This is a genomic window from Nonomuraea guangzhouensis, from assembly GCF_019396345.1.
Lineage (GTDB): Bacteria > Actinomycetota > Actinomycetes > Streptosporangiales > Streptosporangiaceae > Nonomuraea > Nonomuraea guangzhouensis.
Map to the genome: position 1 here is coordinate 129,747 of NZ_JAHKRM010000017.1, position 24,382 is coordinate 154,128.

The window sequence follows — 24,382 nt, forward strand, 5'->3', positions numbered from 1 at the left end:
CAGAGGAGCACCATGCACTCGCCAGAGCACCGGATCGCAACATCAGTCCTGGTCATCGGCACGGGAGGAGCCGGGCTGCGGGCCGCCATCGAGCTCGCCGAGCGCGGGGTCGACGTCCTCGCCGTGGGCAAGCGGCCGAAGGCGGACGCGCACACCTCGCTCGCGGCGGGTGGCATCAACGCGGCGCTCGCCACGATGGACCCCCAGGACAGCTGGCAACAGCACGCGGCCGACACCCTCAAGGAGAGCTACCTCCTCGCCGACCCGCGCACGGTGCGGATCGTCACCCAGGGGGCCGCGCGGGGTATCGAAGACCTCCAGCGCTGGGGCATGCCGTTCGCCCGTGAGCAGGACGGGCGGATCTCGCAGCGCTTCTTCGGCGCCCACACCTACCGGCGCACCGCCTTCGCCGGCGACTACACCGGGCTGGAGATCCAGCGCACCCTCATCAACCGGGCGGCGCAGCTGGAGGTCCCTGTCCTCGACTCCGTGTACATCACGCGTATTCTCGTCCGCGACAACGTCGTCTTCGGCGCGTACGGGTTCGACCTGACCGACGGCAGCCGCTATGTGATCCATGCCGACGCGGTGATCCTGGCCGCCGGTGGCCACACCCGGATCTGGCGGCGCACCTCCTCCCGGCGGGACGAGAACACCGGCGACTCCTTCCGCCTCGCCGTCCTGGCCGGCTGCCGCATCCGCGACGCCGAGCTGGTGCAGTTCCACCCGTCCGGTCTCATCGCGCCCGAGAACGCGGCGGGCACCCTGGTGTCCGAAGCGGCCCGGGGCGAGGGCGGGATCTTGCGCAACCGGCTCGGCGAGCGCTTCATGTCACAGTACGACCCTAAGCGGATGGAGTTGTCCACGCGCGACCGCGTCTCACTGGCCGCCTACACCGAGATCAAGGAAGGCCGCGGCACCCCGAACGGCGGCGTCTGGCTGGACGTGTCCCACCTGCCGCGCGAGACGATCATGACGCGGTTGCCACGCGTCTACCAGACGCTCCTGGAACTGCAGATGCTCGACATCACCAAGGAGCCGATCGAGATCGCCCCGACCGCGCACTATTCGATGGGCGGAGTCTGGGTACGGCCGGAGGACCACAGCACGGACGTCGACGGCCTGTACGCGATCGGAGAGGCGGCCAGCGGCCTGCACGGCGCCAACCGCCTCGGCGGCAACTCACTGATCGAACTGCTCGTCTTCGGCCGCATCGTCGGGCAGGCGGCGGCCGAGTATTCCGCGGCCCTCGACGCCCAGCGCCGCTCGGCCGAGGCGCTCGACCTGGCGCGGGCGGAGGTGGACGATCTCCTCACCGCCGACGGCCCCGAGAACGTGCGCTCACTGCAGCGCTCCCTCCGCGACATCATGACCGAGTACGCCGGCGTGGTGCGCGACGAGGGCGGCCTGCGCAAGGGCCTCGCCGAACTCGCCGCGGTGCGGGCGCGCATCGCCGACGTCGGCGTGCACCCGGACCTCGCCGGTTTCCAGGACCTGGCGCACGCCTTCGACCTGAAGTCCGCCGCGCTGGCCGCCCAGGCGACGATCGAGACCGCGCTGGAGCGTCGCGAGACCCGCGGCTGCCACAACCGCTCCGACTACCCCAAGCTCGACCCCGCGCTGCGGGTCAACCTCGTGTGGTCCGGTCCCGGATCGGTGGAGCGGGAGGCCATCCCGCCGATTCCCGGCGAGATCAAGGCGCTCATGCGCGAGGTTTCGACCACCGGAAAACTCGTCGAGTAGACCGGCTGGTCACCGGCCGGTGGATCCGTCGATCTGCTCGCGGAGGATGTCGGCGTGGCCTGCGTGCCGGCCGGTCTCCTCGATCATGTGCGCCAGGACCCAGCGCATCGATGGTGCCGGACCCGGGCGCGGGGTTCGCGGGGCGGGCAGGGCCAGGTCCGGGCAGGCGTCGATGACCTGGTTCGCGCGCTCGACGGTCTTCCGGTAGTCGGCGAGCACGCCGTCGACGGTGTCCGCCGCGGACGGCCGCATGGTCGCGCCCCAGTCGCCGGCATCCTCACCGAGGAAGTAGAACCGTTCGACGTACGCCAGATGCTTGACCAGCCCGAGCAGGTTGGTGCCCGAGGGCACGCCGCCCGTTCGGACCTGCGGTTCCGGCACGCCCGCTACCTTGTCCGCGATCGCGCTCCGCAGGTAGTCGAGGAAGCCCCGCAGGGTGGCCTTCTCGTCGGCGCCGGTCCGCGGAGGCGTGGTGTCCTTCTTCCGTCGCGCGTGGTTTTCCGGCATCGAGTCACTCCGTTCCGGCGGTTCGCTGGACGATCAGGACGTTGTCGATCACGGTGGCGGTCTCACCGGCGGGTCCGGTGGCCAGGCGGTGAGGCATGTCGGCGCGCAGGACCGGCCAGCGCTCGGGGTCGAGATCGAGTTCGGCGGCGATCTCGGTGGGTGTGGGGAAGTGGATGTCGGGGTCCTGGTTCCACGACCAGGGGGCGGTGGAGCCGTGGTCGACGATCAGCAGCAGCCCGCCGGGGCGCAGTGCCCGTGCGGCGGTGCGCAGGACCTGGTCGCGGAGCAGCGGGAACGGGGTCTGGAAGTACTGGGCGGAGATGAGATCGAACTCGCCGTCCGGGAAGCTTCTGGACAGATCATGCTGTTCGGTGGCGACCCGGTCCGCGAAGCCGAGCTCGCGGGCGCGTTCGCGCACCTGTTCGACGGCGGTGGTGGAGATGTCCACGGCGGTGACGTGCCAGCCCCGCCGGGCGAGCCAGATGGTGTCGCCGCCGGCGCCGCAGCCCAGATCCAGGGCGGCGCCGGGAGGCAGTGGCGTGGCGGTCTCGGCGAGTAGCGGGTTGACGTGCGCGTCCCAGGTACGCCGGGTGCGGTAGTGCCGCTCCCAGAACAGTTCGGCGTTTTCCATGTGAGTTGTCCCTCGATGCCGGTGATGTGGGAAGAGCTTCGCCGCCGCCGTTCCCCTCTTGCAAGGAAAGTTGCGGATCCGCATTATCGGGAACATGGACCACCCAGCAGAAGATGTCTTGGCCGGAGTCGGGCCGCGGTTGCGTGCCCTGCGGCGGGCGCGGAACGCCACGCTGGCGGCGCTGGCGACCGAGACCGGCCTCACCGCGAGCACCCTGTCCCGTCTCGAGAACGGCAAGCTCCGCCCCACGCTGGAGCAGCTCCTGCCGCTGGCCCGGGCGCACGGCGTCCCGCTCGATGATCTCGTCGCGGCGCCGCCCACCGGCGACCCGCGCATCCACCTGCGGCCGGTGCGGCGAGCCGGGCTGGTGATGGTGCCGCTGACCAGGCGGGCCGGCGGCATCCAGGCGTACAAGGTGATCTATCCACCCGCCGACCCGGCGCCCACGATGCGCATGCGGACCCACGAGGGATACGAGTGGTTCTACGTCCTCAACGGGCACGTCAGGTTCGTGCTCGGCGAGCAGGAGTTCCGGCTCGGCGTCGGCGAGGCCGCCGAGTTCGACACCCGTGTACCGCACTGGATCGGCAGCGCCGTCGACCAGCCCGCGGAGCTGCTCACCCTGTTCGGCGCGCAGGGAGAGCGCGCCCATCTGGCACCGTCCAGGCACTGAATGGAGGTTCAGACACGCACCACAGCGGTGCGGGCGTGGCCGCGGCTGCCGCCGACGTCCACCTTGATCGCGCGCTTGGCCTTGCGCACGCCGCGGTCGCTCTCCTTGACCGACTTCACCGGCCAGGGCAGCTTGATCCGCACCTCGTCGGCGGTTCTGGACGGGTCGGAGACCGCGAGCCGCACTCCCTTGTGGTCGCGGCGGATCAGCAGCGTGCAGGGGCCGTCGGCGGCGAGCGGTCCGTACGCGGTCTCGACGACCCCCGCGCGCCAGAAGACGGCGGCGAGCAGGTCGTCGCGGGAGATGGCCTGCACCCCTCTGGAGTTGGCGAGGATCTCGATCCGCCCGCCGAAAGCCGCGGTCTGCGCGATGGAGGCGTCGGGCAGCACGGCATAGGCATAGCGCGCCTTGCGCGGATCGACGCCGTGGTCCACGAGGATCGTCGTGTAGTGCCTGGTCACGGGGGTGTTGTCGCCCCCGGTGGTGGCGCCCTTGTCGATGTCCCGCCAGTGGCCGGTGCGCTGCTCGCGGATCACCTTCGCGTCGGCGCCGTCGAGCAGCACGTAGCCGGCCGCACCGGACAGGTGGACCCAGCCGTCGCCCCGGGTCAGCGGCGGATGCCGGTCGTGGGTGTTGCGGTTCTCCACGATGGTCTCGATGCGGCGGCCATCGGAGGCGGCGATGCCGGTGCCGAGGGCGATCACCGCGTCATCGAGGAGGAACCACGCCTTCTTGGCCCGCAGCGAGGAGCCGTCGGCGATCAGCTTCATGGCCGCCACGCCGTACTCGCCGTCGAGTGCCACGCCGCCCGCCCACGGGGTGGGTGGCAGGCGGCGCTTGCCGTACGGGAGATCGGCGCGCTTGCGGGTGTCGACCGTCGTGCCCGGCAGCCGGTACGGGTCGATCGTGGGCCACAGGTCGTCGTTCCAGTGGGTCAGGTCGGCGGTGTAGAGGTAGGTCATGCCGTCACCGGTGTACCAGCCGCGCAGGTTCTCCTGATTCATGGCCTCGGCCGCGCCGATGCGCTCTGAGCTCATCGCGATCGCGTAGGCCCAGGTGGGGCGGCGGTGCACGACGCGGTCCATGTCGGCGAAGACGTACGTGCCCGTCGTGCGCGGGCCGACCGGCACCGACAGGTCCTCCAGCAGGGCCTTGGCCCCCGCCATGCTCGCCAGCGGGGCGAGCGTGCCGACGGGGCTGATCTGGTTGCGGGTGAGCCAGCCCTTCACCATCGGTCGCCAGCGCCGGGCATGGCGTTCGGGCGCCGTCTCCAGCAAGGTGAGGATGGACTCGACCGCCTTCTGCCCCGAGTGGTAGTCGCGGTGGCCCTGCACCGAGATCTGCCGGCCGCGTACGCAGTCCATCATCAGCCCGTCGAAGATGAACGGCGCGAACGAGCGATCCACGATGTCGTAGACGTTCCCGATGCCGGTGATCTCCCACGGTGATCTCGCGAGCACGGCGATCAGCTTGGCCACGCTCTCCAGGTAGTCCACGCCGTAGCTGCCGGTGTAGGCGTACACGTCGTGCTGGATGAACGACCCGTCACGGTGGAAGCCGTCGCCTGAGCCCTTGGTCGGCCGCAGCAGGTCGGAGACCGCGTCCCGGGCCCGCTTGATCAGGCGTGCGTCGTGGGTAAGCAATCCGCGAATCGCCACCGCCGTGGCCTTGCCGGCCCGGTTGGCGCCGGTCTCGACGACGCCGGGGTGGCTGACGCGGCGCTCCGGGTCGGGGCACCAGCGGTGCAAGGGGCGCAGCCAGCGCTCGAGGTGGTCCTTGGGCAGGCCGTCGTACAGCAGGGCGCAGGTGTCGGTCAGCGCGCGGGGGACGCCGATCTCCCACCAGTACCAGTTGCTGTCCCGCCGCTTGAGCCCCTCGTGGTAGGCGTGCTCGTACAGGAAGTCCAGCGCCATGACCGCGGTCTCGGCGACCCCGCTGTCGCGGTGCATGACGGTGCCCGGCGTGGCCCAGCCCAGCGCCAATGTACGCATGCGGTTGTAGGCGCGGTTGAAGTTGCCCGTCCGGGGATTGTCGAGCGGCAGGTCGGGCCACAGGCTCGGGCGGTCGGGCGCGGGCTTCAGCTTACGCAGCACCGCGCTGGCCGAGCCCTCGACCGCCTGCGTCCTGTCGGTGTAGGCGGCGTTGTACGACCCACCGGCCAGCAGGCTCACCCACCGTTCACGCGCGGCGTCGAACGCGGCGGTGCCGGCCGCCTCCGCCGGTCTCTCCCACAGGGCCAGGCCGGCCACGGCCGCGGCGCCTAACAGAGCGGACCGCCGACTGAGGGGGTGGATCATTGCGGCCTTTCCGACAGTCGGGCAAAAATCATACGAAAAGATCCTAATCGTCGATGACCAGTCCCTTCGCTTCGAGGACGGCGGCGAGGTTACTGACCTCGATGACACTCTTTCCGGCACGGTAGGCGGCGATGTACCCGGCCTCGGCGTCGACGCGCTCCTGCGACTTGCGCACCACGTCGTCCACGTCTTCGCGCCGTACGACCACGACGCCGTCGGCGTCACCTCGCACCACGTCGCCCGGACGGACGATCTCACCGCCGATCAGTACGGGCTCCGCCATGGGACCGACGGTCTCCTTGACCGTGCCCTTGATGGAGACGCTGAAGGAGAACACCGGGAAGCCCAGTTCGCGCAGCTCCCGGGTGTCGCGGACGCCGGTGTCGGTGATCAGCCCGCCCAGGCCCTTGGCCACGCAGGCGTTGGCCAGCACGTCGCCGAACGAGCCGGCCTCCGCGTATTCGCCGGCGGACACCACGACGACGTCGCCGGGCTGAGCGTGCGCGATGGCGGCCTGGAGCATGATGTTGTCCCGGGGGGCGCAGCGCACGGTGAAGGCGGGTCCGCAGAGCGACATGGCGTCGTCGACCGGCTTGATCGTCGAGCTCAGGGCGCCGAGCCGGCCCTGCGCCTCGTGAATGGTGGCCGACGAATACGCGCTCAGCCGCTCGACCAGCGCCGGATCGGGACGGTCGAACTTCGTGTTGACACGCGGCAAAGGTCTCACTCCAGGATCAGGAAAGGTCGGCGCAGGCGCGGGCGATGCGCTCGCAGCCCTCGGTCAGGACGGAGCTCGACGTCGCGAAGGAGACGCGGAAGTAGCCTGGCGCTCCGTATGCGGATCCGTGGATCACCGCCACCTGCTGCGACTCCAGCAGGTAGCGGGCGAACTCCTCGTCCGTGTGGATCTCTTCACCGGCCGGGGTCCGACGGCCGAGCAGCGCGGCGCATCCCACGAGCACGTAGAAGCCGCCGCTCGGCGCGGTGCAGGTCAGGCCGGGGACGCCGGTCAGCATCTTCACCGTCTCATCGCGCCGGGCCCGGTAGACGGCGACGCAGTCGCCGATGAAGCTCTGGTCGCCGGTGAGCGCGGCGGTGGCGGCCGCCTGGCTGATCGACGAGGGGCACGAGGAGATCTGCGACTGCAGCTTGTTGACCGCCCCGACCAGCTCCGCCGACCCCACGCCGTAGCCGATCCGCCAGCCGGTCATGGCATAGGACTTGGAGACGCCGTTCGTGAGGAACACCTGGTCCGCCAGCCGCGGTTCGACCGCGGCGATGGTGCTGGGCAGCCCCGGCTCGTACCAGATCTCGTCGTAGATCTCGTCGGTCAGCACCATGACGTGCGGGTGGGCGAGCAGCACGTCGGCGAGTGCGCGGAGTTCGCCGGTGGTGTAGGCGGCGCCCGTGGGGTTGTTCGGGGCGTTGAGGATGACCCAGCGGGTCGCGTCGGTGATCGCGGATTCCAGCCGCTGGGGTGTCAGCTTGAAGCCGTCGGCCTCCGGGCACGGGACCACGACGGGTGTGCCGTCGTTGGCCAGCACCATGTCCGGGTAGGAGACCCAGTACGGTGCCGGGACGATGACCTCGTCGCCCGCGTTCAGCGTGGCCGCCAGGGCGAGGAAGATGATCTGCTTCGCCCCGCCGCCCACGGTGATCCGGTCGTTGGGGTAACGCAGTCCGTGCCGCCGGGCGAGCTTGTCGGCGATGGCCGCCCTGAGCTGCGGGGTTCCGTTGACGGGGGTGTACTTGGTCTCGCCCCGCCCGATCGCCTCGATCGCGGCGGCCTTGACGTGGTCGGGGGTGTCGAAGTCGGGCTCGCCCACCGTGAGGTCGAGGATCTCGAGGCCCCGCGCCTTGAGTTCGCGTACGCGCTGGGCGGCGGCCGTGCTGGGCGAGGGCTTGATGCGGTTCACCCGCTGCGCCAGTGCCATGTCAGTCGGCCCGCCTTTCGAAGTTGAGGCCGCCGGGCACCTGGAAGGTCGGCATGATCTCCAGATGCCCGATGTTCACGTGGCGCGGCGAGCCGATGGCGTAGTCGATCGCGTCGGCGATGTCCTCCGGCTTGAGCGACTCGTACCCGTCGTAGTACAGGCGCTGCGCCGCTTCCATGTCGCCGAGCAGCCGGCCGAAGATCTCCGTCTCCACCCGGCCGGGGCAGATCTCGGTGACCCGGATCCGGTGGCCGTACCCGTCGACGCGGAGCTGACGGGACAGGGTGTGCACGGCCGCCTTCGTGGCGTGGTAGATCGTGTTGCCGCCGAAGTTGTAGACGGCGGCGATCGAGCTGATGTTGACGATGTGCCCGAGATCGCGTTCCACCATGCCCGGCATGATCAGGCGTACGAGGTGCAGCACCGCCTGGATGTTGACCGCCACCTGCTCGTCGATGGCGAACTCGTCGGCCGACAGGATGTTCCCCGGGCGGGAGACCCCCGCGTTGTTGACGAGGACGTCGACCTCGATCCCCCGCAGAGCTTCGGCCAGCGCGGCGGTGTCCGTGATGTCGACGGCGTGCGGCGTGCATCCCGTACGCCGGGCCAGGTCGCCGAGCCGCTCGGCGTCGCGGGCCACGGCGTGGACCTCGAGCCCCCGCTTCGTCAGGCGCTCGACGACCACCGCCCCGATTCCGGTGGAGGCGCCGGTCACCAGAGCGGTCTTGTAGTCCGAGAAGGGCATGTGAATCTCTCCGCGTGAGGATGAGTGGTGCGGTGGGGTGCTACGCGTCGCGCAGCGGCTGGTGTGCCCTGTCCTTCACCCGGGACACGGCGATGAGCGTGCCGAGCGCGGTGAGGACCGCGTAGAAGGCGGGCATGCCGGTGTTGCCGGTCTTGGCGATGAGGAAGGTCATCAGCAGCGGCGCGGTGCCGCCGAAGAGCGCGGCCGAGAGGTTGTACCCGAGCCCGTAGGCGGAGTAGCGCACCCGGGTCGGGAAGAGTTCGACGAGCAGGATGTGGATGACGCCCGTGTGGCCCGCGAAGATGATCGCCATGACGCACGCGCCCAGGATGGCGAGCGGCAGGCTGCCGGTGCCGATGAGCAGGTAGCAAGGGATCCCGGCGATCGCCATGGCGATGGCGGCACCCGCGAGGACCCGCTTGCGCCCGACCCGGTCGGACAGCCGGCCCATGTAGGGGATGGCGATACAGATGGCCACCAGGCTGGTCGCGGTGACGAGCAGGGCCTGGACCTTGCTGAAGTGCAGCTGGGTGTTCATGAACGTCGGCATGTAGGTGAACAGCACGTAGTAGCCAGAGCCATTCATCAGCGGGATGAACAGGGCGAGCAGCATCGCGCGGCGGTGCTCGGCGGAGGAGAAGGCCTCCTTCAGCGGGTTCTTCGCCAGGCCGCCGCTCTCCTGGAGGCGGGTGAAGTTCGGGGTGTCGCTGATGCGCTTGCGGATGTAGATGCCGGTGAGACCGAGCGGGATGGCCAGCAGGAACGGGATCCGCCAGCCGTAGGCCTCCATGCGATCCGGGCCGAGGCCGCTGGTCAGGGCGGCGGCGATCAGCGTGCCGGTGAGCAGGGAGAGGAAGGAGGCGATCTGCGCGTAGCTGGTGTAGAGACCGCGCTTGCCCTCGGGTGCGTGCTCGGCGAGGAAGCTCATCGCGCCGGACGCCTCACCACCGACCGAGAAGCCCTGCATGACGCGCATCAGGATGAGCAGGACGGGTGCCGCGATGCCGATGCTGGCGTAGGTCGGCAGCACGCCGATGGCCGCCGTCGCGACGCTGATCAGCAGGATGACGAAGACGAGCATCCGCTGCCGTCCGATGCGGTCGCCGAGGTGACCGCAGATGATGCCGCCGAGGGGCCGGAAGAAGAACGAGACGGCGTAGCCGAGGAAGACGAGCTGGATGGCGTTGGCCGAGTCCGGGAAGAAGACCGTGCCCAGCGTGCCGGCCATGAAGCCGAAGATGCCGTTGTCGTAGAGCTCGGCGAAGATCCCGACGCACCCGGCCAGGGTGATCTTGCGGGCGGTTCTGGGATCGACGGTGTTGGGTGTCGGTTGTGCGGCCACGGTGGCCATGGCTGTCTCCTTCACTCGCTTGCAGGGTGGGGGGTGAGTGCGTCGAACACCGTGCGTACGCGAGTGCGCAGGGAGTCTATGTCGGCGCGTTGTGTCCGGTACGCGGCCACGGCCTCGGCCACCGTCCGGCGGCGGAACCGGACGGACTGGCCGGGACGTGCCTGCCCCAGTGCGGACAGGCCGGTCGAGGTGACGACCGCGAGAACGGGATAGCCTGCGGTGACACCGCGGCCACGGTGCAGGACGAGCAGTTCGTCCCCGGCCGGCACCTCGACCGCGCCGACGGGCACACCACGGGAGAGCACCTCGCCGGTCGCCGTCCGGCGCGGCACGTCGCCGCGCATCCGCAGGCCGATGTGGTTGCTCTGGGGGGTGACGGTGAACTCCGACCGGAACAGCCGCTCCGCGGAGTCACCGAACTCCGCCAGATCCGGGCCGTCGGTGACGTCGATCGTCCACGATTCGCCGAAGCGCGGTACGGGAGCGTTCAACCGGAACAGCGGAATGTCGGAGAACGGATGATCGACCGGCGGAAAGGGCGTACGTATGGCGAGCTGATCGCCGTCACGCAGCGTGCGCCCGAACCCGAGGATCGTGTCGGGTGCGCAGCTGCCCAGCAGGTACGGCGACTCCACCGACCCGTGCACGGCGAGGTAGACGCGGAGCCCGTGCCTGATGCGCGTGACGCGGATCGTCTCGCCCGCCCGGACCACGACCGGCTCCCACCGGGGGCGCGGGACGTCATCGACAGTGATCTCGGCGGGGGCGCCGGTCACCGCGATGAGCACCTCGGCCGAGGGTGTGCAGGCGAAGCCCAGTGCCGTGATCTCCAGCAGCGGCGCACCTTCGTCGTTGCCGGTCAGGACGTTGGCGACGCGGGCGGAGTACTGGTCGAGCGCTCCGTTGACCGGCAGGCCGTAGCGGGAGCGGCCGAGCCGCCCGAGGTCCTGCACCACCGAGAGTCCGGCGCGGTGGACGGTGAGGGTGTCAGCCACGGGCCACCGCCTCAGCCGTGAGCATCGCGCCGTCGTGGTCGGGCCATTCCTCCGGAGTGATCGGTACGAACCGGAAGGTGTCACCGGGCCGGTACGGGGTCAGCGGCTCGGCGTCGAGGTCGAGGACCCGCAGCGGGGTGCGTCCCAGAAGCGGCCACCCGCCCGGCGAACGCATGGGGCAGATCACCGCCTGCCTGCCCGCGACGGCGATCGACCCGGGCGGGACGCTGGTACGCGGGGAGGCCAGCCTCGGGACCGGTTTCGGGAACGCGGGGCCGTCCATCATCGGGGCTCCCACCGGCGCGCCGAGGCAGCGCACCGTCAGGTCCCGGGCGGTGTGCAGGTCGACGATCTCCCGCTCGGTCAGGCCCAGTTGCTCGGCCACCACGGGCAGGTCGGGGCCGTACTCACCGCCGTACACCACCGGGACGGTGAACCGCCTGGGCGAGCGCGCCGGGGCCGGGCTGTCGGTGAGCCGCCCGGCCGCGTCCCACAGGGCGCGGTGGACCGTGTCGTGATCCGTGGCGGAGCAGTCGAACTCGACGAGCAACGAGTCGTAGGTGGGGACGACGCCGTGCACCCCGTGGAGCCGGACCGCCTCGATCGCGTCGGCCAGGGCGTGCACGACCTGCCAGGCACGATCGCCGTCGCCGGTGGCCTTGACCACGACGGCCGAGTCGCCGCAGTCCGCGATGTGGATGCCGTGGTCCATCTCAGACGCCGTACCTGGCATCTCGGACGCCGTCTCTGGCGTCGAGGACGTCGGTCAGCGGGGCGATCGTCACGCCCGCCGCGACGAGTTCCTTGCGGATGAGGTGGGCGAGAGCGATGGCGCCTGGGGTGTCGCTGTGCAGCAGGACGGTGTCGCACTCGACCGGGATGTCCCGGCCGCCGGCGCTGCGGATCACCCCTTCGGTGACCAGCCGGACCGTCCGCTCACTGATCTCCCGCTCGTCATGGATGACCGCGCCGGGTTCGCTCCTCGGCACCAGGGTGCCGTCGTCGAGGTAGGCCCGGTCGGCGATCCCGACGATGCCGACCCGCAGGCCACGCGCGCGGGCGGCCTCGGCGAGCTCCCCGTCCTGCGCCAGGACGATCAGCGAGGGGTCGAGGGAGGCGACCGCGTCGGCCACGGCGGCCGCGTAGTCCCGCCTGGTCGCGACCAGGTTGCCGAGCCGGCCGTGCGGTGCCACGTGGCGTACGCGGGTGCCGTGCGCGGCGGCGAACGCCTGCAGGGCTCCCACCTGGTAGAGCACGTCGGTGCGGACCTCGTCCGGTGACAGGTCCATCGCGCGGCGGCCGAACCCGACCAGGTCGGGAAAGCTGGGGTGCGCGCCGACGGCGACACCGCGTTCGACGCAGTGGCGTACGGTGGCGTCCATGATCCGCGGGTCGCCCGCGTGGAAGCCGCACGCGACGTTGGCCGAGGTGAGGACATCCAGCAGCGCCTCGTCGTCACCCATGGTGTAGGCGCCGAACCCCTCACCGAGGTCGGCCACCAGATCGACCGTGTGTGCCATGTCGTCCTCCGCTCAAGAGGTCAGAGAGGTCAGAAAGAGGGATGCGGCAGCGCGCGAAGCGGTTTGAGCGCGGCTGTGAGGATCCCGCCGGGAGTTGCCGGTCAGGCCTGAATTACCGTTTTGGTGACCGTAATCCGGGTGGATGGGCACATCAAATACACATTGCGTGTGACGTGATAGGCCCCCGCTATGACCGCGCACCTGCTCCGGCTCTGTGCCCGGCCCGTACGATGAGCCCCTGGCAAAGGCTGGAGGTAGCCGATGGACACCAGGCGTCTCTACTCGTTCGTCAAGGTCGTCGACGCCGGGAGCATCACGCGCGCCGCCGACATCCTGCACATCGCGCAGCCCGCGCTGAGCCATCAGATCTCCATGCTGGAGAGCCAGTTCAAGCAGCAACTGCTGATCAGGAGCAAGCGCGGGGTGGCGCCGACCGAGGCCGGTCGCGCCCTCTACCGCCATGCCCAGCTGATCCTGCGCCAGCTCGAACACGCGCAGGCGGCGATCGACGTCTCCGGCCGGGCACCCGCCGGAGGCGTCTCGGTCGGCCTGGCTCCGTACAGCACGGGCGCGGCACTGGCCCTGCCGCTGCTGCGGGCGGTGCGGGAGCGCTACCCCGACATCCTGCTGCACATCAACGAGAACTTCGGCGGCGTCATCAGCGAAGCGATCATGACCGGCCGCATGGACATGGCGTACATCTACGACGCCGGCCCCATCCGCGGCGTCCAGTTCGAGCCGATGCGCACCGAGGAGCTCTACCTGGTCGCCGCCCCGGGAACCGGGCCGGCGTCAGAAGGGGACAGCATCTCCATAGCCGAACTGGCCGACGTGGGCCTGTTGCTGCCGAGCCGCATTCACACCATCCGCCAGGTCGTGGACGCCGCCTTCCGCCATGCCTCACTCGAGCCGAAGGTCGTCGGCGAGATCGAGTCGGTGCTGACCCTGGTCAGCGCCATCAGCGCCGGTCTCGGTGCCACGGTGCTGCCCTGGTCGGCGGCGCAGGCCATCCTCGACGTGCGGAATCTGGTGATGCGGCGGATCGTCGACCCCACGATCGAGGTCAAGCTCTCGCTGTGCACCTCCCACCATCAACCGCTGTCGGAGCCCGCCCTCGCGGTACACGATCTCTTTCACGAGCTGATCCTCGAATTCGGCAAGAATTCGGGCGGCCGATGACGTCACACACACTAGGTATTGGTCAAACCCGCGGAGCTCTGACTAGCGTTCTCGGGGCCAGACAAGTGGATGAAAGCGGTATCGGCGTGACAAGCAGCCCATTGTTCGACATCGAGGGGCGCATCGCGCTGATCACCGGCTCCAGCCGGGGCATCGGCCGTGCGCTGGCCCAAGGGCTGCTGGAAGCCGGGTGCACGGTGGTGCTCAACGGCCGTGACGAGGCGGTTCTCGCGCGGGCCCACGCCGAACTGGGCCCGATCGGCAAGGTCTTCGCCCGGGCCTTCGACGTGACCGACTCCGCGGCCGTGGCCGCCCACGTCGCCGCGATCGAGGACGAGGTGGGACCGATCGACATCCTGGTCAACAACACCGGGACGCAACACCGCGCGCCGCTGGTGGACTTCCCCGACGAGGACTGGCACCGGCTGATCGGCACCAACCTCACCAGCGCCTTCCTGATGGGCCGCGAAGTCGCCCGCCGCATGGTCCCGCGCCGCCGCGGCAAGATCATCAACATCTGCTCGGTGCAGAGTGAGACGGTACGGCCCGGCATCGCCCCCTACGCGGCCACCAAGGGCGGGCTGAAGCTGCTGACCAAGGGCATGTGCGCGGACCTCGGCCCGTCAGGCATCCAGGTCAACGGCCTGGGACCGGGATATTTCGCGACCGAGCTCACCGAGGCGCTCGTCGCGGACGAAGAGTTCAGCGCATGGGTACGGGGACGCACCCCGGCCGGCAGATGGGGCGAGGTCTCCGACCTGATCGGTGCCCTGATCTTCCTGGCGTCACCCGCGTCCGACTTCGTCAGCGGGCAGGTGCTGTACGTCGACGGCGGAATGCTGTCCGTTCTCTGAAGGAGCACATATGCGTGCCTGCGTCGTCCACAAGGCGGGCGATCTCCGGGTCGAGGAGTGGGATCCCGGCCTTCCCCGCTCCGGGGAGGTTCTGGTGGCCGGCACCCTCGGCGGCATCTGCGGCTCCGACCTGCACTACTACCATCGCGGCTCGGTCGGTGACTTCCAGGTCCGCGAGCCCCTGGTGCTCGGCCACGAGGTCGTCGGCCGGGTCCACGCGCTCGGCCCCGGCACGGACGGCCCGGCCGCCGGCACCCCGGTGGCGATCCACCCGGCCACCCCGTGCGGCGCGTGCCCGGAGTGCGGGGGCGACCGGCGGAACGTGTGCGGTCAGACCCGCTATCTCGGCAGCGCCGCCCGGATGCCCCACGTCCAGGGTGGTTTCGCCCAGCGCCTGATCGTCCCCGCCGATCAGGTCCGGGCGCTGCCGGCCGGGCTCGACCCGCGCCGGGCCGTCCTGGCCGAGCCGCTGTCCGTCGCTCTGCACGCGGTCCGCCGGGCCGGGGAGGTGGCCGGGAAGCGCGTGCTGGTCACGGGCGCCGGTCCCATCGGTGCCCTGGTGGTCGCCGCGTCGCGGCACGCGGGAGCCGCCGAGGTGACCGTCAGTGATCTGCTGGACGCCCCGCTGGACATCGCCAGGAGGGTCGGTGCCACGGCCACCGTCCGGGCCGACCACCCCGACGACCCGGCGTGGCCGGACGACGTCGACGTCGCCATCGAGGCGTCCGGCTCCGGGGCGGGCCTCGGCACCTGCGTCCAGCGAGTGCGCCGCGGCGGCACCGTCGTCCTCCTCGGCCTGCTCCCACCCGGCGAGACCGGGTTCCTCGGCAACGTGGTGGTCACCCGGGAGATCACCATGCGGGGGGCCTTCCGCTTCGACCACGAGTTCGACGACGCGCTGTCGCTGCTGGCCACGGGCCTGGACGTCCAGCCGGTGATCAGCCACACGCTCCCGCTGGCCCGGGCGGTCGAAGCGTTCGACCTGGCCGGCGATCGCGCCGTGGCGTCGAAGGTCCTGCTCGATCTGGGCGGCGAATGACTGTCACTGCTCGCGCCACATGTACTCCGTGAGCAGGTACGGAAAGTCGTCGGCCCGGAGCAGCACGTCGAGACCGACCTCGCGCGGCACGAGCACGCCCTTCGGGACGTACGCGTCGTCCCCGCCGAGGTCGATCTCGACCAGCTCCTCCTCCGGCGACGTCTCCAGGTAGTACCAGGTGCGGTCGTTGAGCATGGAGACGGTGGAGAAGTCGTCGGCGACGGAGACGATCAGCACCTGATCGTCTCCGCCGTCGTTCCACGTCAGCGTCGGCGACTGGTCGCCCGACAGCTCTCGGTAGACGGCGGGGAGGTCGTCCCGGAGGACGGCACGCGCGGTGTGCTCAGGTGACCAGAGCTCCAGCAGCACGTCCACGTGTGTCTCCTCCCCGCCGGTTCAGCCGATCTTGCCGGCCTGGTTCCAGATGCCGACCAGGCCGTTGGGCCCATAGACGGTCAGTGTTTCGAGGTTAAGCGCTCTCGCATAGCCTGCCATGGAGTTGGCGCACCAGGGACAGGTGATGCGATCGGTGAAGATGGTGGCGTTACCGCCGGAGTAACCCCGCTTGAGCGCCTGGGAGACCATGTCCCCCTCGGCATCGTCCAGGTAGGACTTGGCCGCGATGCCGTTGCCCTTGCCGGGGAACGCGACCGGGCGGGGCAGCCTGCCGTTCTGACCGTAGATGGATGGACGCGTACCGTCGAAGTCCATCCTGCCGATCGTGTTCTTGATCCCCTTCAGCTTCGGGTTGGCCGCGGCCAGCGCGTCCTCCTGAGCGGGAGTGAGCATGCCCATGTCCTGGCGCATCTGGGCGAGGTCCCGCTGCGCTTCGCCGTTCGGGCAGGCGTTGTGGACGAGGACCGGCGTGACCCCGGCCAGCACGTAGTAGGTGTGCAGGTCGGCGACGGTCAGGTTGTGCACCGTCTGGTCCTGCGCGGTGCGCTTCGCGACCGCCTTGATCTGCACGTACGTGCCGGACGACGTACGCAGCCACATGCCGGGCCGAAGGTCCTTGGCGGGGACCCACCTGCCCGCGTCGCGTACCCAGAAGGGATGCGCGTCAGTGGCGGTGACCTCGGCGGCCTTACCGTCCTTCCCGGCCGCCGCGATCGTGATCCGGACGAGCTTCTTCTCCCCCTTGCCCTTGATCAGCGCGCTGACCGGCTTGGCCTCGGTCTTGCCCGTCTCGGGGTCGGTGGCGAGCACCTTGTCCCCGGGCTTGACCTTCTCGATGTCCTTGACCGTGCCGTCGGCCAGCTGCACCTTGGTGCCGGGGACGAAGCTGTTGGGCGCGCACCCCCGGACCCGGTCGGCGAAGCGCCCGAGCAGCCCGCGCTCGGCCGGATCGGCCGCCGCCGAGAACACCCTGCCGACCCCGAAACCGAGCGCGCCCAGTCCGGCTCCTGAGAGCGTCTCCAGGGTGAACTCGCCCGCGTGGAAGGTGCGGTTGGGGTCCAGCGCCACGTTCACGCCGTAACTGGTCGCGGCCCCCGCCGCGCCGGCCGCGGCGGCGACCGCGAGGCCGCAGGTCACCCCGGTCTCGGGGCAGAGCGCCGCGAGCGCGCCGACACCGATGCCGACCAGCAGCCCGCTGCCGAAGGAGGCGAGTTCCCGCTTCCAGTCCGTCGGCGGCGAGTAACGCAGGTTGTTGATGGACAGCCCGGCGGCGTAGCCGTAGCGGTTGGTGGTGGAGGGGTGCAGGTTCAGGCCGAGGTCCGCGCCCGAGTCCATGCGGGTGGCAGGGGTGAGGAACTGGTGGCTGGTCGCCCGGTAGTTCCGCGACCCCATCTGGTACGTGTCCGACAGCTGGTCGTAGCGCCGGGCGTTGAACCAGTACGGGTTGTACGGCTCCTTGTACGGATTGGTCTCGTCCGGGGTGTCCACCCCGGAAACCGACCCCGGCACGAGCGAGCCGTAGATGCTGTACCCGTAGGTGGACCGGTTGTCGCCGGCGTCGTTGGTGATGATCTCCACGTTGCCGGCCGCGTCATACCCGTAGACGCTGCGCTCGGTCGAGCCGTCGGCTCCTTGCCGTGCCATGCTCAGCCGCTCGTCCCAGGCGGAGTACTCGAACGAACGGGTGACCGCGCCGTTGACCTCCTCGTCCAGCACCTCGCCCGACATGCCGAGGTAGGAGAAGATGGTCTTCTTGCCGTCGTTGTCGGTCGTGGACGAGGTACGGCCCAGCGGATCGTAGGTGTAGGAGGTGTTGCGGGTGACGCCGTCCACGCCCACCAGCTGGGTGCGAGTGATCTGGTCGAAAGCGTCGTAGGTGTACTCGGCCGCGGTCTTCTTCTCCTCACCGGCGTTGACCTTCTGCAACCGGCCGGACGGATCGTAGATGTACTCCGTCGGGTCCTGGCCGGCCGGCGCGAAGGTCTGAGCCAGGCGGTTCCGGTCGTAGAACATGAAGGAGATCTTGTCCACGACGACCTGCCGCAGGACGTTGGAGTTCGCGTCGTACTCGTACTCCTCGCCCCATCCGGGCCGGTCGTACTCCACCTTGTTGACCCGGTCACGCGGGTCGTAGGTGTAGTTCTTGGTCACCTGCGGGTACAGGCAGCGGAACTCCACGCACTGCAGCTTGGCCTCGTCGCGGGAGACCTGGAGGTTGGCCTGGTACTGCAGGGTGTGCTCGGCCTGCACGGCCCCGTCTCGCTTCTTCTCGACCGAGTGCCGCAGCAGCCCGTCCAGGAAGTATTCGTACGTCGCGACGTTGCCGTTCGACTTGGTCTCGCCGGCCCGCTCGCCCCGGGGCGTGTACGAGTAGCGCGTCAGCCTCGGGCTGGAGTCGGTCGCGCTGCTCGCGTTGCGTACCGATTCGAGCAGGTCGCGCGCGTCGTAGGTGTAGTCGGCGATGGTCTTGTCATGGGCGCGGCGGGTCAGGCCCCCGTTCTCGTTGTAGGCGTAGGTGGTGGTGTTCTTGACCGTGCCCAGCAGGCTCTCGGTGACCTTCTCGGCCTGGTTGAGTGCTGTGTAGTCGAGGTCCCACTGGTCGATCGGGGCGTCACTGCCGCTGTGCTTGATCTGCTTGAGATTGCCGTTGGCGTCATAGCGGTAGTCGAACGCGGTGGTCTGCGGGAACGGTGGGGCCGACGCGCCGCCCCCGTCGTCGTGGTGCTTCAGCTTGCCGTCAGGGAAGTAGTCCCAGGCCAGTTCCCGAAGCACGCCCCCGCCCGCGGCGGCCACGGTCCGCTTGGTCTGCTGACCGAGCGGGTTGTAGTCGTAGCTGACGGAGACGCCGAACGGATCGGTGGACTTCTTGATCCACCCGTTGTCGTAGTACTCCGTCGTGCTGGTGATGCGCCCGGTGGGCGCGCCCTCGGGCAGGTGGTCGGGGTCCGGCTCAGGCAGCGCGACCGACGTCAGCCTCGAGGCCGCGTCGTAGGAGTACAGCACACTGTGCGCCTTGCGGTACGGATAGTCGGGCGCGTGCTGGTTGTCGTCCTTGTCGAACGGGTAGACCTGCTCGACCGGCCGGTTCAGCTTGTCGTAGCGGGTCTCGGTGAGGAAGTCCGACGGGTCGTCCGTGGTCTCCACACCCCGCGGGGTGATCTCCTTGGTGCGGTTGCCGGCCTGGTCGTACTCGAAGCGGCGGATCGTCTCCTTGACGGTGCCGTCCACCACCTCGTGCGGTACGCGGGTCTCGACCACCTTGCCGCGCGGGTCGTACACCGTCGTGGAGACCCGGTTGTTCTGGTCGGTGGTCGTGGTGCGCAGGCCGTCGCGGTCGTAGCCGGCCTTGGTGACGTATCCGCCGGCGTCGGTCACCGAGGTGAGCTGGTGGTTCTGGTCGTAGCCGAACTTGGCGGTGTAGTCGAGCTGGTCCGGCGTCGCGTTCTTGCGCGCGTCGATCAGCGTGGCCAGGTTGCCGGCGTTGTCGTAGAAATAGCGGCTCCGGAAGCCCTTGGCGTCGGTGACCGAGGTGAGCCGGTAGATCTCGTCGTAGGCGCTGGTCGTGGTGAAGTCGCCGGCGGCGGGGGTCAGGTTGCCGTTGGGTTCGGTGCCCGTCAGCCGGTTGCCGACCCGGTCGTAGGTGAAGGTGGTCTTACGCTCCTGGCCGCCCGCCTGGTCGTCCTTGGGTTTGAGGGTCGAGGTGAGCTGGTCGTTGGCGTCGTACGTCGCGGTCGAGACCGCCCCGTTCGGCGCGGTGGAGCGGGTGATGTTGTCGTTGGCGTCGTAGATGGGCGCCGGTGTGACGATGCTGACCGCCTGGTCCTTGCGGATCGTGGTGGTCAGGATGCGGCCGAACAGGTCGTAGGAGCGGTGGCTCGACGCGCCCGCGGCGTTGCTGACCGCGAGCGGCAGGCCGCGCCAGTCATAGGTGACCCGGTTGGCGTTGCCGTACGGGTCGTTGATCGTCTGCGGCTGGCCGGTCGGATCGTAGTCGCCGTACGTGGTGGTGTTGCCGTTCGGGTCGGTGCTCTGCGTGGCCTGACCGTAGATGTCGTAGACGTACTTGGTGGTGAAGTCGTCCGGCGCCTCGCTGGCGTTGCCCGCCGGGTCGGTCACGGACGTCACGTTGCCCCACGCGTCATAGGTGAAGGTGTAGCGGCGTCCCTCAGGGCTCGACTTGGCGATCAGATCGGCGATGTGCCCGTTGAACCCCGACTGGTAGGTGAACACCGTGCTCGGGGTGCCGTTCTTCGTCGCCTCGGCGTCGGTGGTGGCCAGCGGGTAGCCGGTGAGCGGGTCATAGGCCGCCGTCGTGACCGCCCCGTTGTTCTCCTCGACGCGGACCACGTTGTGGTCGTTGTCCCAGCCGAGCTTCGTCACCTGGTTCCTGGCGTCGGTGATCTGGGTGGTCCGGCCGTACCCGTCCAGACGGAAGGCGGTGTTGTGGTTCTCCGCGTCGGTGACGACCGTGTTCATGGCCGAGCCGGACGAGCCGTCGGGGTCGCTGTAGGCGAAGTTCATCCGTCCGCTGAGCCGGTCGGTGATGCTCCGGACCCACCAGTGGTAGCGCGGGTTACCGAACGGGAAGTTGTAGGCGATCGCGGTGTTGCGCCCGCGCGGGTCGGTGACCCGCACCAGCTTGGCGTTCCTGTTGCCCTGGGACATGTCGTAGGCGAAGCGGAACGTCTTGGCGTTGTCGCTGCCGTCACCGTCGATCATCTTGGCCATCAGGCCCCAGCTCGTGTACAGGAAGGTGAGCTTCCTGCCCTCGATGTCGGTGATGGACTTGACGCGGTCGATGATCAGGGGGTTGACGAGGTTGGCCCAATCGACCTCCTCGCCGTCGTCGTTGATCCACGTGTAGTTCTCGCCGCGCGCGTAGTACTCGACGGTCAGCGTCTCCCTGCGCGCCGGGTCGGTGATGTACCTCAGGAACCTGACCGGCCGGCCACCCGACGTACGCGAGGTGTACGTGAACGTCGCGCGGTTGACCATGCCGTTGCGGTCCTGCGTCGAGGTCAGGTAGCCGGCGCAGTCGAAGTAGAACTGGGTGCGGTCCGGCCGGGTCATGACCCACGCCTGCTCGGCCACGGTCTGCCGGTCGCAGGTCACCAGCCGCTGCAGGTACAGGTGCACGCCCTTGGGGCTGATCCACTGCGACGTGGCGGCGTCCCACGAGAAGGTGTGGCTGGTGCCGTCTCCGTCGGTCAGGACGACCGTGGTCGGGTTCAGGTCGGGCTGGAAGTCCAGCGGCGAACCGAGCCGCGTCACCGACGAGGCCCGCAGCGACCAGCCGAACCCCATCGAGCTGCCCGAGGTGTCGCCGGCGTTGTAGGTCAGGTTGACGAAAGTGGAGAAGTCGCCGCGCGACGGGTGCGACCAGGGGGCGTACGTCCACACCCCGTTGCCGGCGTGCAGGTTGGTCTGCGCGGCGCCGCCCGCCCCGGTGTCCACGCCGGCGTACTTGTAGAACGCCTCCGTGCCGAGCTCGTCGGAGGTGGGCTTGTCCACCGCCACCGCCTGGGCGAGCGCCTCGACACCCGCGCCGGCCGACAACCACGCTTGGGCCTGGTAGTCGTACAGCTCGGTACGCAGCACGTACTCCGTGCGCTGGTTGCCGTCCTCGCCGGTCACCGGCGCCTTGACCTGCGCCGCCACCGTGACGGACTCGCCCGGCGGCACGTCCTTCGGCAGGGTGGTGCGCAGCTGGTTCTCGGCGTTGGTCACGTCGGTGCCGTCGGGCAGCGTCCACCGGTACGACAGCGCGTGCCGGGCGGTCTGCCAGGTCTCGTCGGTGGTGTTGGTGAGCGTCACCTCGGTGCTCGCCTGCCGGCCCTCGTCCATCCGGCCCGGGGTGTCGGGCGCGTAGTAGGTGTCCTCGGCCGTCTTCTCGGTGTAGGTGACGAGCAGCTTGGGCCTCTTGTGCGGGTCCTCGGCCTCGCCGGACTGGAACGTGCTGCGCCCGGCCGTTCCGGTCCACGTGACCAGCAGGCCGTGGTTCGCCTTCCTGTCGGCGACCCAGCTCCGTACGATCGGGGTCGCGTTCAGGCTGCTCAGGCGCTGGGTGCCGGCGAACGCGCCGCCGGGGACCCCGGCCGCGGCGTCGCCGCCGGCCGCCGTCCATTTCGTCCCGGCCGCGGCGTCGGTCCAGGTCGCGGTCTTCTCGTCGAAGTCACGGGTCAGGGGGCGCAGCTCGTACGGGCCGGTGCCGGTCCCGCTCACCGGCCAGAGGTCGAGGCGCGCGTCGAGCACGCGAGCCGCGGTCGGGATCGAGGAGACGCCGGGGAAGGCCAGCAGGGCGCGCGTCTCCCCCTCCGCTCCGGTGCCGACCGACAGCCAGGACGCGCCGTCAGGGGTGTTCCGGCCGCTGGTCAGCGTCGTGTCCGGGTCGCCGCCCTGGAAGACCTTGACCGTGCGGCCGGCCTTCGGCAGCGCCGCGCTCACGGTGGGACCGGCGACGAGCTGCCCGTCCTTGGTCTTCACCGCGACCATGTAGTGGTAGACCCGGGCGAACGGGTCGGCGGACGTGATCGGGGTGGGCTGAGCCGTCGAGTCGGTGAACGACGTCGCCGTCTTCGGCAGCGGCGCGACGAGCGTGGCGGCCGACGGGGTGAACGTCGCGCCGGTGCTCCGGTGCACCTGGTACTCCACGATGTCGTCGGCCTTCTCCGGCGACGGGTCCCGGTAGGCGGGCCAGGACAGCTCCGCGCCGGTGGCGTGGATCGTGGTGGGCTCGGCGACGGCGACACCCTGACGGCCGTACGTCACGACCAGCAGCGGCCGGGTCGCGGCGGGACCGCCCGCGTACCGCACGCCGCCCTTGCCGAGCGTCTCGTCGGCCGCCTTCAGCACGAACCCGTGATTGGGGCCCGCGCCGTCGAGCCACGACTGCACGATGTCGCGGACGGGGAACGCGTGCCAGCTCCCGCCGTTGTCGGCGGCCCGCCTGACCTGCGTGGCGGGCCGGGTCAGCCGTACGGAGTCGGCGGCCACGGCGGTGTCGGCCGAGGCCGCGCGGTCGCCGAGCACGATCCGGCCTCCGGTGCCGGCGGTGAAGCGGTGGGTACCCAGCGTCTTCCACACGCCCTTGGCCTCGTCGCCCTGCTGGCTGACCTCGTACGTCTTGCTGCCACCCGCGAAGGTGACCGTGTAGGGCGTGTTGTCCGCCCGGTCGGCGGCCTCGACGTAGTGGACGTCCACCCGGTAGTCGCCGTCCTCGGTCAGGCTCGGCACCCAGGTGTAGCCGTCGCCCGCGGTGGCGTCCTGGTGGAGCAGGTAGTCCCCGCCGCCCGCCTTGGCCGCGGAGCCGTCGGCCGCGGCGGCCCACGCGCCGGTGGCGGCGGTCTTGCCCGCGTCGCCGTCGTCCACGACCTCGGTGTTGCCGCCCAGCTCGCCGGTGAGTCCGGAGGCCGTGCGCCAGGTGGCGGTCGCCTCGTCCCACGCGCCGCTCGCCCGGTGCGCCTCCAGCGTGACGTCACCGCCCGGGATCGGCCGGTCGTAGTGGACGCGGAGCTGCGCCGCGTCGATGCGCGTGCCGGCCGGCACCCCGGCCAGCGGGAAGCGCAGCAGCGAACGCGCGACGCCGGACGCCGACGGGCCGGTCGACAGATACCGGCTGGTGTCGTAGGTCGTGTCAGGGGCGTCGGAGACGATCGTCGTGTCCTGAGCCTCGCCGGACGACGCCTTGACGAGCCGGCTGAGCGTCACCGGGTACCGGCGGGCCGGGTCGGCCGTCCACGCCTGGTCCACGGTCACGGTGACCCGCAGCAGCCCGGCCGCCGCGTCCCACCGCATGCTCTGCGTCGCCTTGTCGCTGAACGCCTTTCCGTAGGGGGAGGCGTCGTCGTCGCGTGCGTCGGTCAGGGACGGCTTGGGGATCTCCATGACCGGGCGACCGTCGAACTCGCCCCGATAGAGCGCGATCGACCCGTCCGGCCGCTGCCAGGCCCGCAACCCTTCGGCCCGGACCGTGAAGCCGTAGCTCGCGCTCCGCGGCGCGGACGTCAGCACGAGCCGCTGCTCGACCCCTGACGGGCGCACCTGGTATTCCAGCTTGGCGCCGTCGCCGTACGCGTACGTGGCGGTGTCTCCGCTCACCCGCGGCCTGCCTGCCCGCACGCCGTCCGCGCCGAGCGTCATGGCCGCGCCGTCCGCCTCCAGGCGGAGCACCGCGCCGGGCTCGTCACCGAAGGAGCTGACGAAGCCGTTGATCCGGTTGGCGTACGGGAACCCGGCGCGCTCCGACGCCGCGATCGCGGTCTTGACCGGCTGCCAGGTTCCGTCCCCGTCGCGATAGTGCAGGGGCTCGGCCGACACCTCGGCCTGCCGACGCCCGTCGGCGAGCAGGAACACCTTGCCGTACGCGCTGCGCTCGGCGGTCAGCTCCTTGACGCGCCGGGCCGGCGGCAGGGCCTTGCCCTCGGGCGCCGGGTCGCGCCGGGGCACTGCCGCGATGCCCAGCTCGCGGGGCTGCGGCGTGCTCTCCTTACCGGCGAACCAGTCCTTGACGTCGTCGACC

At 70.1% G+C, this 24,382-nt stretch carries 17 protein-coding genes and 1 pseudogene; 5 read left to right on the plus strand and 13 right to left on the minus strand.

Annotated elements, in window-relative coordinates; translation table 11 throughout:
* Positions 1-12 precede the first annotated feature (12 nt).
* Positions 13-1,743, plus strand: a complete 1,731-nt coding sequence (locus tag KME78_RS32915) for an L-aspartate oxidase (RefSeq protein ID WP_219533297.1) — start codon at positions 13-15, stop codon at positions 1,741-1,743.
* Between the two features lie 9 nt (positions 1,744-1,752).
* Here KME78_RS32915 and KME78_RS32920 read toward each other — a convergent pair whose 3' ends face one another.
* Both KME78_RS32920 and KME78_RS32925 read right to left on the minus strand, forming a co-directional pair.
* On the minus strand, positions 1,753-2,250 hold the full coding sequence (locus KME78_RS32920) for a DinB family protein (RefSeq protein WP_219533298.1): 498 nt from the start codon (positions 2,248-2,250) through the stop codon (positions 1,753-1,755).
* A gap of 4 nt (positions 2,251-2,254) precedes the next feature.
* Entirely contained in the window at positions 2,255-2,881 is a 627-nt protein-coding gene (locus tag KME78_RS32925) for a class I SAM-dependent methyltransferase (RefSeq protein ID WP_219533299.1), read from the minus strand.
* A 94-nt stretch (positions 2,882-2,975) separates the two neighbouring features.
* Here KME78_RS32925 and KME78_RS32930 point away from each other — a divergent pair, with 94 nt between their 5' ends.
* Positions 2,976-3,554 carry a helix-turn-helix domain-containing protein gene (locus KME78_RS32930; RefSeq protein WP_219533300.1) on the plus strand — a complete coding sequence of 193 codons (579 nt, stop codon included), beginning with the start codon at positions 2,976-2,978 and terminating at the stop codon, positions 3,552-3,554.
* An 8-nt stretch (positions 3,555-3,562) separates the two neighbouring features.
* Here the strand turns inward: KME78_RS32930 and KME78_RS32935 are convergent, their stop codons facing one another.
* The 8 genes from KME78_RS32935 to KME78_RS32970 all read right to left on the minus strand — a co-directional run bounded on the left by KME78_RS32935 (position 3,563) and on the right by KME78_RS32970 (position 12,396).
* Entirely contained in the window at positions 3,563-5,803 is a 2,241-nt protein-coding gene (locus tag KME78_RS32935) for a polysaccharide lyase 8 family protein (protein ID WP_219533301.1), read from the minus strand.
* 91 nt (positions 5,804-5,894) lie between these two features.
* A complete protein-coding gene (locus KME78_RS32940; RefSeq protein WP_219533302.1) occupies positions 5,895-6,569 on the minus strand; it encodes a 4-carboxy-4-hydroxy-2-oxoadipate aldolase/oxaloacetate decarboxylase in 675 nt (224 codons plus the stop codon).
* A gap of 16 nt (positions 6,570-6,585) precedes the next feature.
* Positions 6,586-7,785, minus strand: coding sequence for an aspartate transaminase (locus tag KME78_RS32945; protein WP_219533303.1), 1,200 nt, complete (start codon positions 7,783-7,785; stop codon positions 6,586-6,588).
* 1 nt (position 7,786) lies between these two features.
* Positions 7,787-8,530 carry an SDR family oxidoreductase gene (locus KME78_RS32950; RefSeq protein ID WP_219533304.1) on the minus strand — a complete coding sequence of 248 codons (744 nt, stop codon included), beginning with the start codon at positions 8,528-8,530 and terminating at the stop codon, positions 7,787-7,789.
* 40 nt (positions 8,531-8,570) lie between these two features.
* Complete coding sequence (locus tag KME78_RS32955; protein WP_219533305.1) at positions 8,571-9,881, minus strand: MFS transporter; 1,311 nt, start codon at positions 9,879-9,881, stop codon at positions 8,571-8,573.
* Positions 9,882-9,892: 11 nt separating this feature from the next.
* Complete coding sequence (locus KME78_RS32960; protein WP_219533306.1) at positions 9,893-10,876, minus strand: 5-oxoprolinase subunit C family protein; 984 nt, start codon at positions 10,874-10,876, stop codon at positions 9,893-9,895.
* Positions 10,869-11,588, minus strand: a complete 720-nt coding sequence (locus KME78_RS32965; RefSeq protein WP_219533307.1) for a 5-oxoprolinase subunit B family protein — start codon at positions 11,586-11,588, stop codon at positions 10,869-10,871. The genes KME78_RS32960 and KME78_RS32965 overlap by 8 nt, the downstream gene beginning before the upstream one ends.
* Before the next feature lies 1 nt (position 11,589).
* The gene (locus tag KME78_RS32970; protein ID WP_219533308.1) at positions 11,590-12,396 is read right to left on the minus strand and encodes a LamB/YcsF family protein; all 807 of its coding nucleotides are present in this window, start codon (positions 12,394-12,396) and stop codon (positions 11,590-11,592) included.
* Between the two features lie 261 nt (positions 12,397-12,657).
* Here KME78_RS32970 and nac point away from each other — a divergent pair, with 261 nt between their 5' ends.
* The 3 genes from nac to KME78_RS32985 all read left to right on the plus strand — a co-directional run bounded on the left by nac (position 12,658) and on the right by KME78_RS32985 (position 15,468).
* Positions 12,658-13,575, plus strand: a complete 918-nt coding sequence (gene nac, locus KME78_RS32975) for a nitrogen assimilation transcriptional regulator NAC (RefSeq protein WP_219533309.1) — start codon at positions 12,658-12,660, stop codon at positions 13,573-13,575.
* A gap of 86 nt (positions 13,576-13,661) precedes the next feature.
* Positions 13,662-14,429 carry an SDR family oxidoreductase gene (locus KME78_RS32980; RefSeq protein ID WP_219533310.1) on the plus strand — a complete coding sequence of 256 codons (768 nt, stop codon included), beginning with the start codon at positions 13,662-13,664 and terminating at the stop codon, positions 14,427-14,429.
* Positions 14,430-14,439: 10 nt separating this feature from the next.
* Positions 14,440-15,468 (plus strand): L-idonate 5-dehydrogenase, encoded by a 1,029-nt coding sequence (locus tag KME78_RS32985; RefSeq protein ID WP_219533311.1) that lies wholly within the window; start codon positions 14,440-14,442, stop codon positions 15,466-15,468.
* A 3-nt stretch (positions 15,469-15,471) separates the two neighbouring features.
* Here the strand turns inward: KME78_RS32985 and KME78_RS32990 are convergent, their stop codons facing one another.
* The 3 genes and pseudogenes from KME78_RS32990 to KME78_RS68145 all read right to left on the minus strand — a co-directional run.
* Positions 15,472-15,843 (minus strand): hypothetical protein, encoded by a 372-nt coding sequence (locus KME78_RS32990; RefSeq protein WP_219533312.1) that lies wholly within the window; start codon positions 15,841-15,843, stop codon positions 15,472-15,474.
* Positions 15,844-15,864: 21 nt separating this feature from the next.
* The gene (locus KME78_RS32995) at positions 15,865-22,356 is read right to left on the minus strand and encodes a DNRLRE domain-containing protein (RefSeq protein WP_372454988.1); all 6,492 of its coding nucleotides are present in this window, start codon (positions 22,354-22,356) and stop codon (positions 15,865-15,867) included.
* Between the two features lie 483 nt (positions 22,357-22,839).
* Positions 22,840-24,003 (minus strand): annotated as a pseudogene (locus KME78_RS68145) (golvesin C-terminal-like domain-containing protein); the annotation flags it as partial.
* Positions 24,004-24,382: the final 379 nt, after the last annotated feature.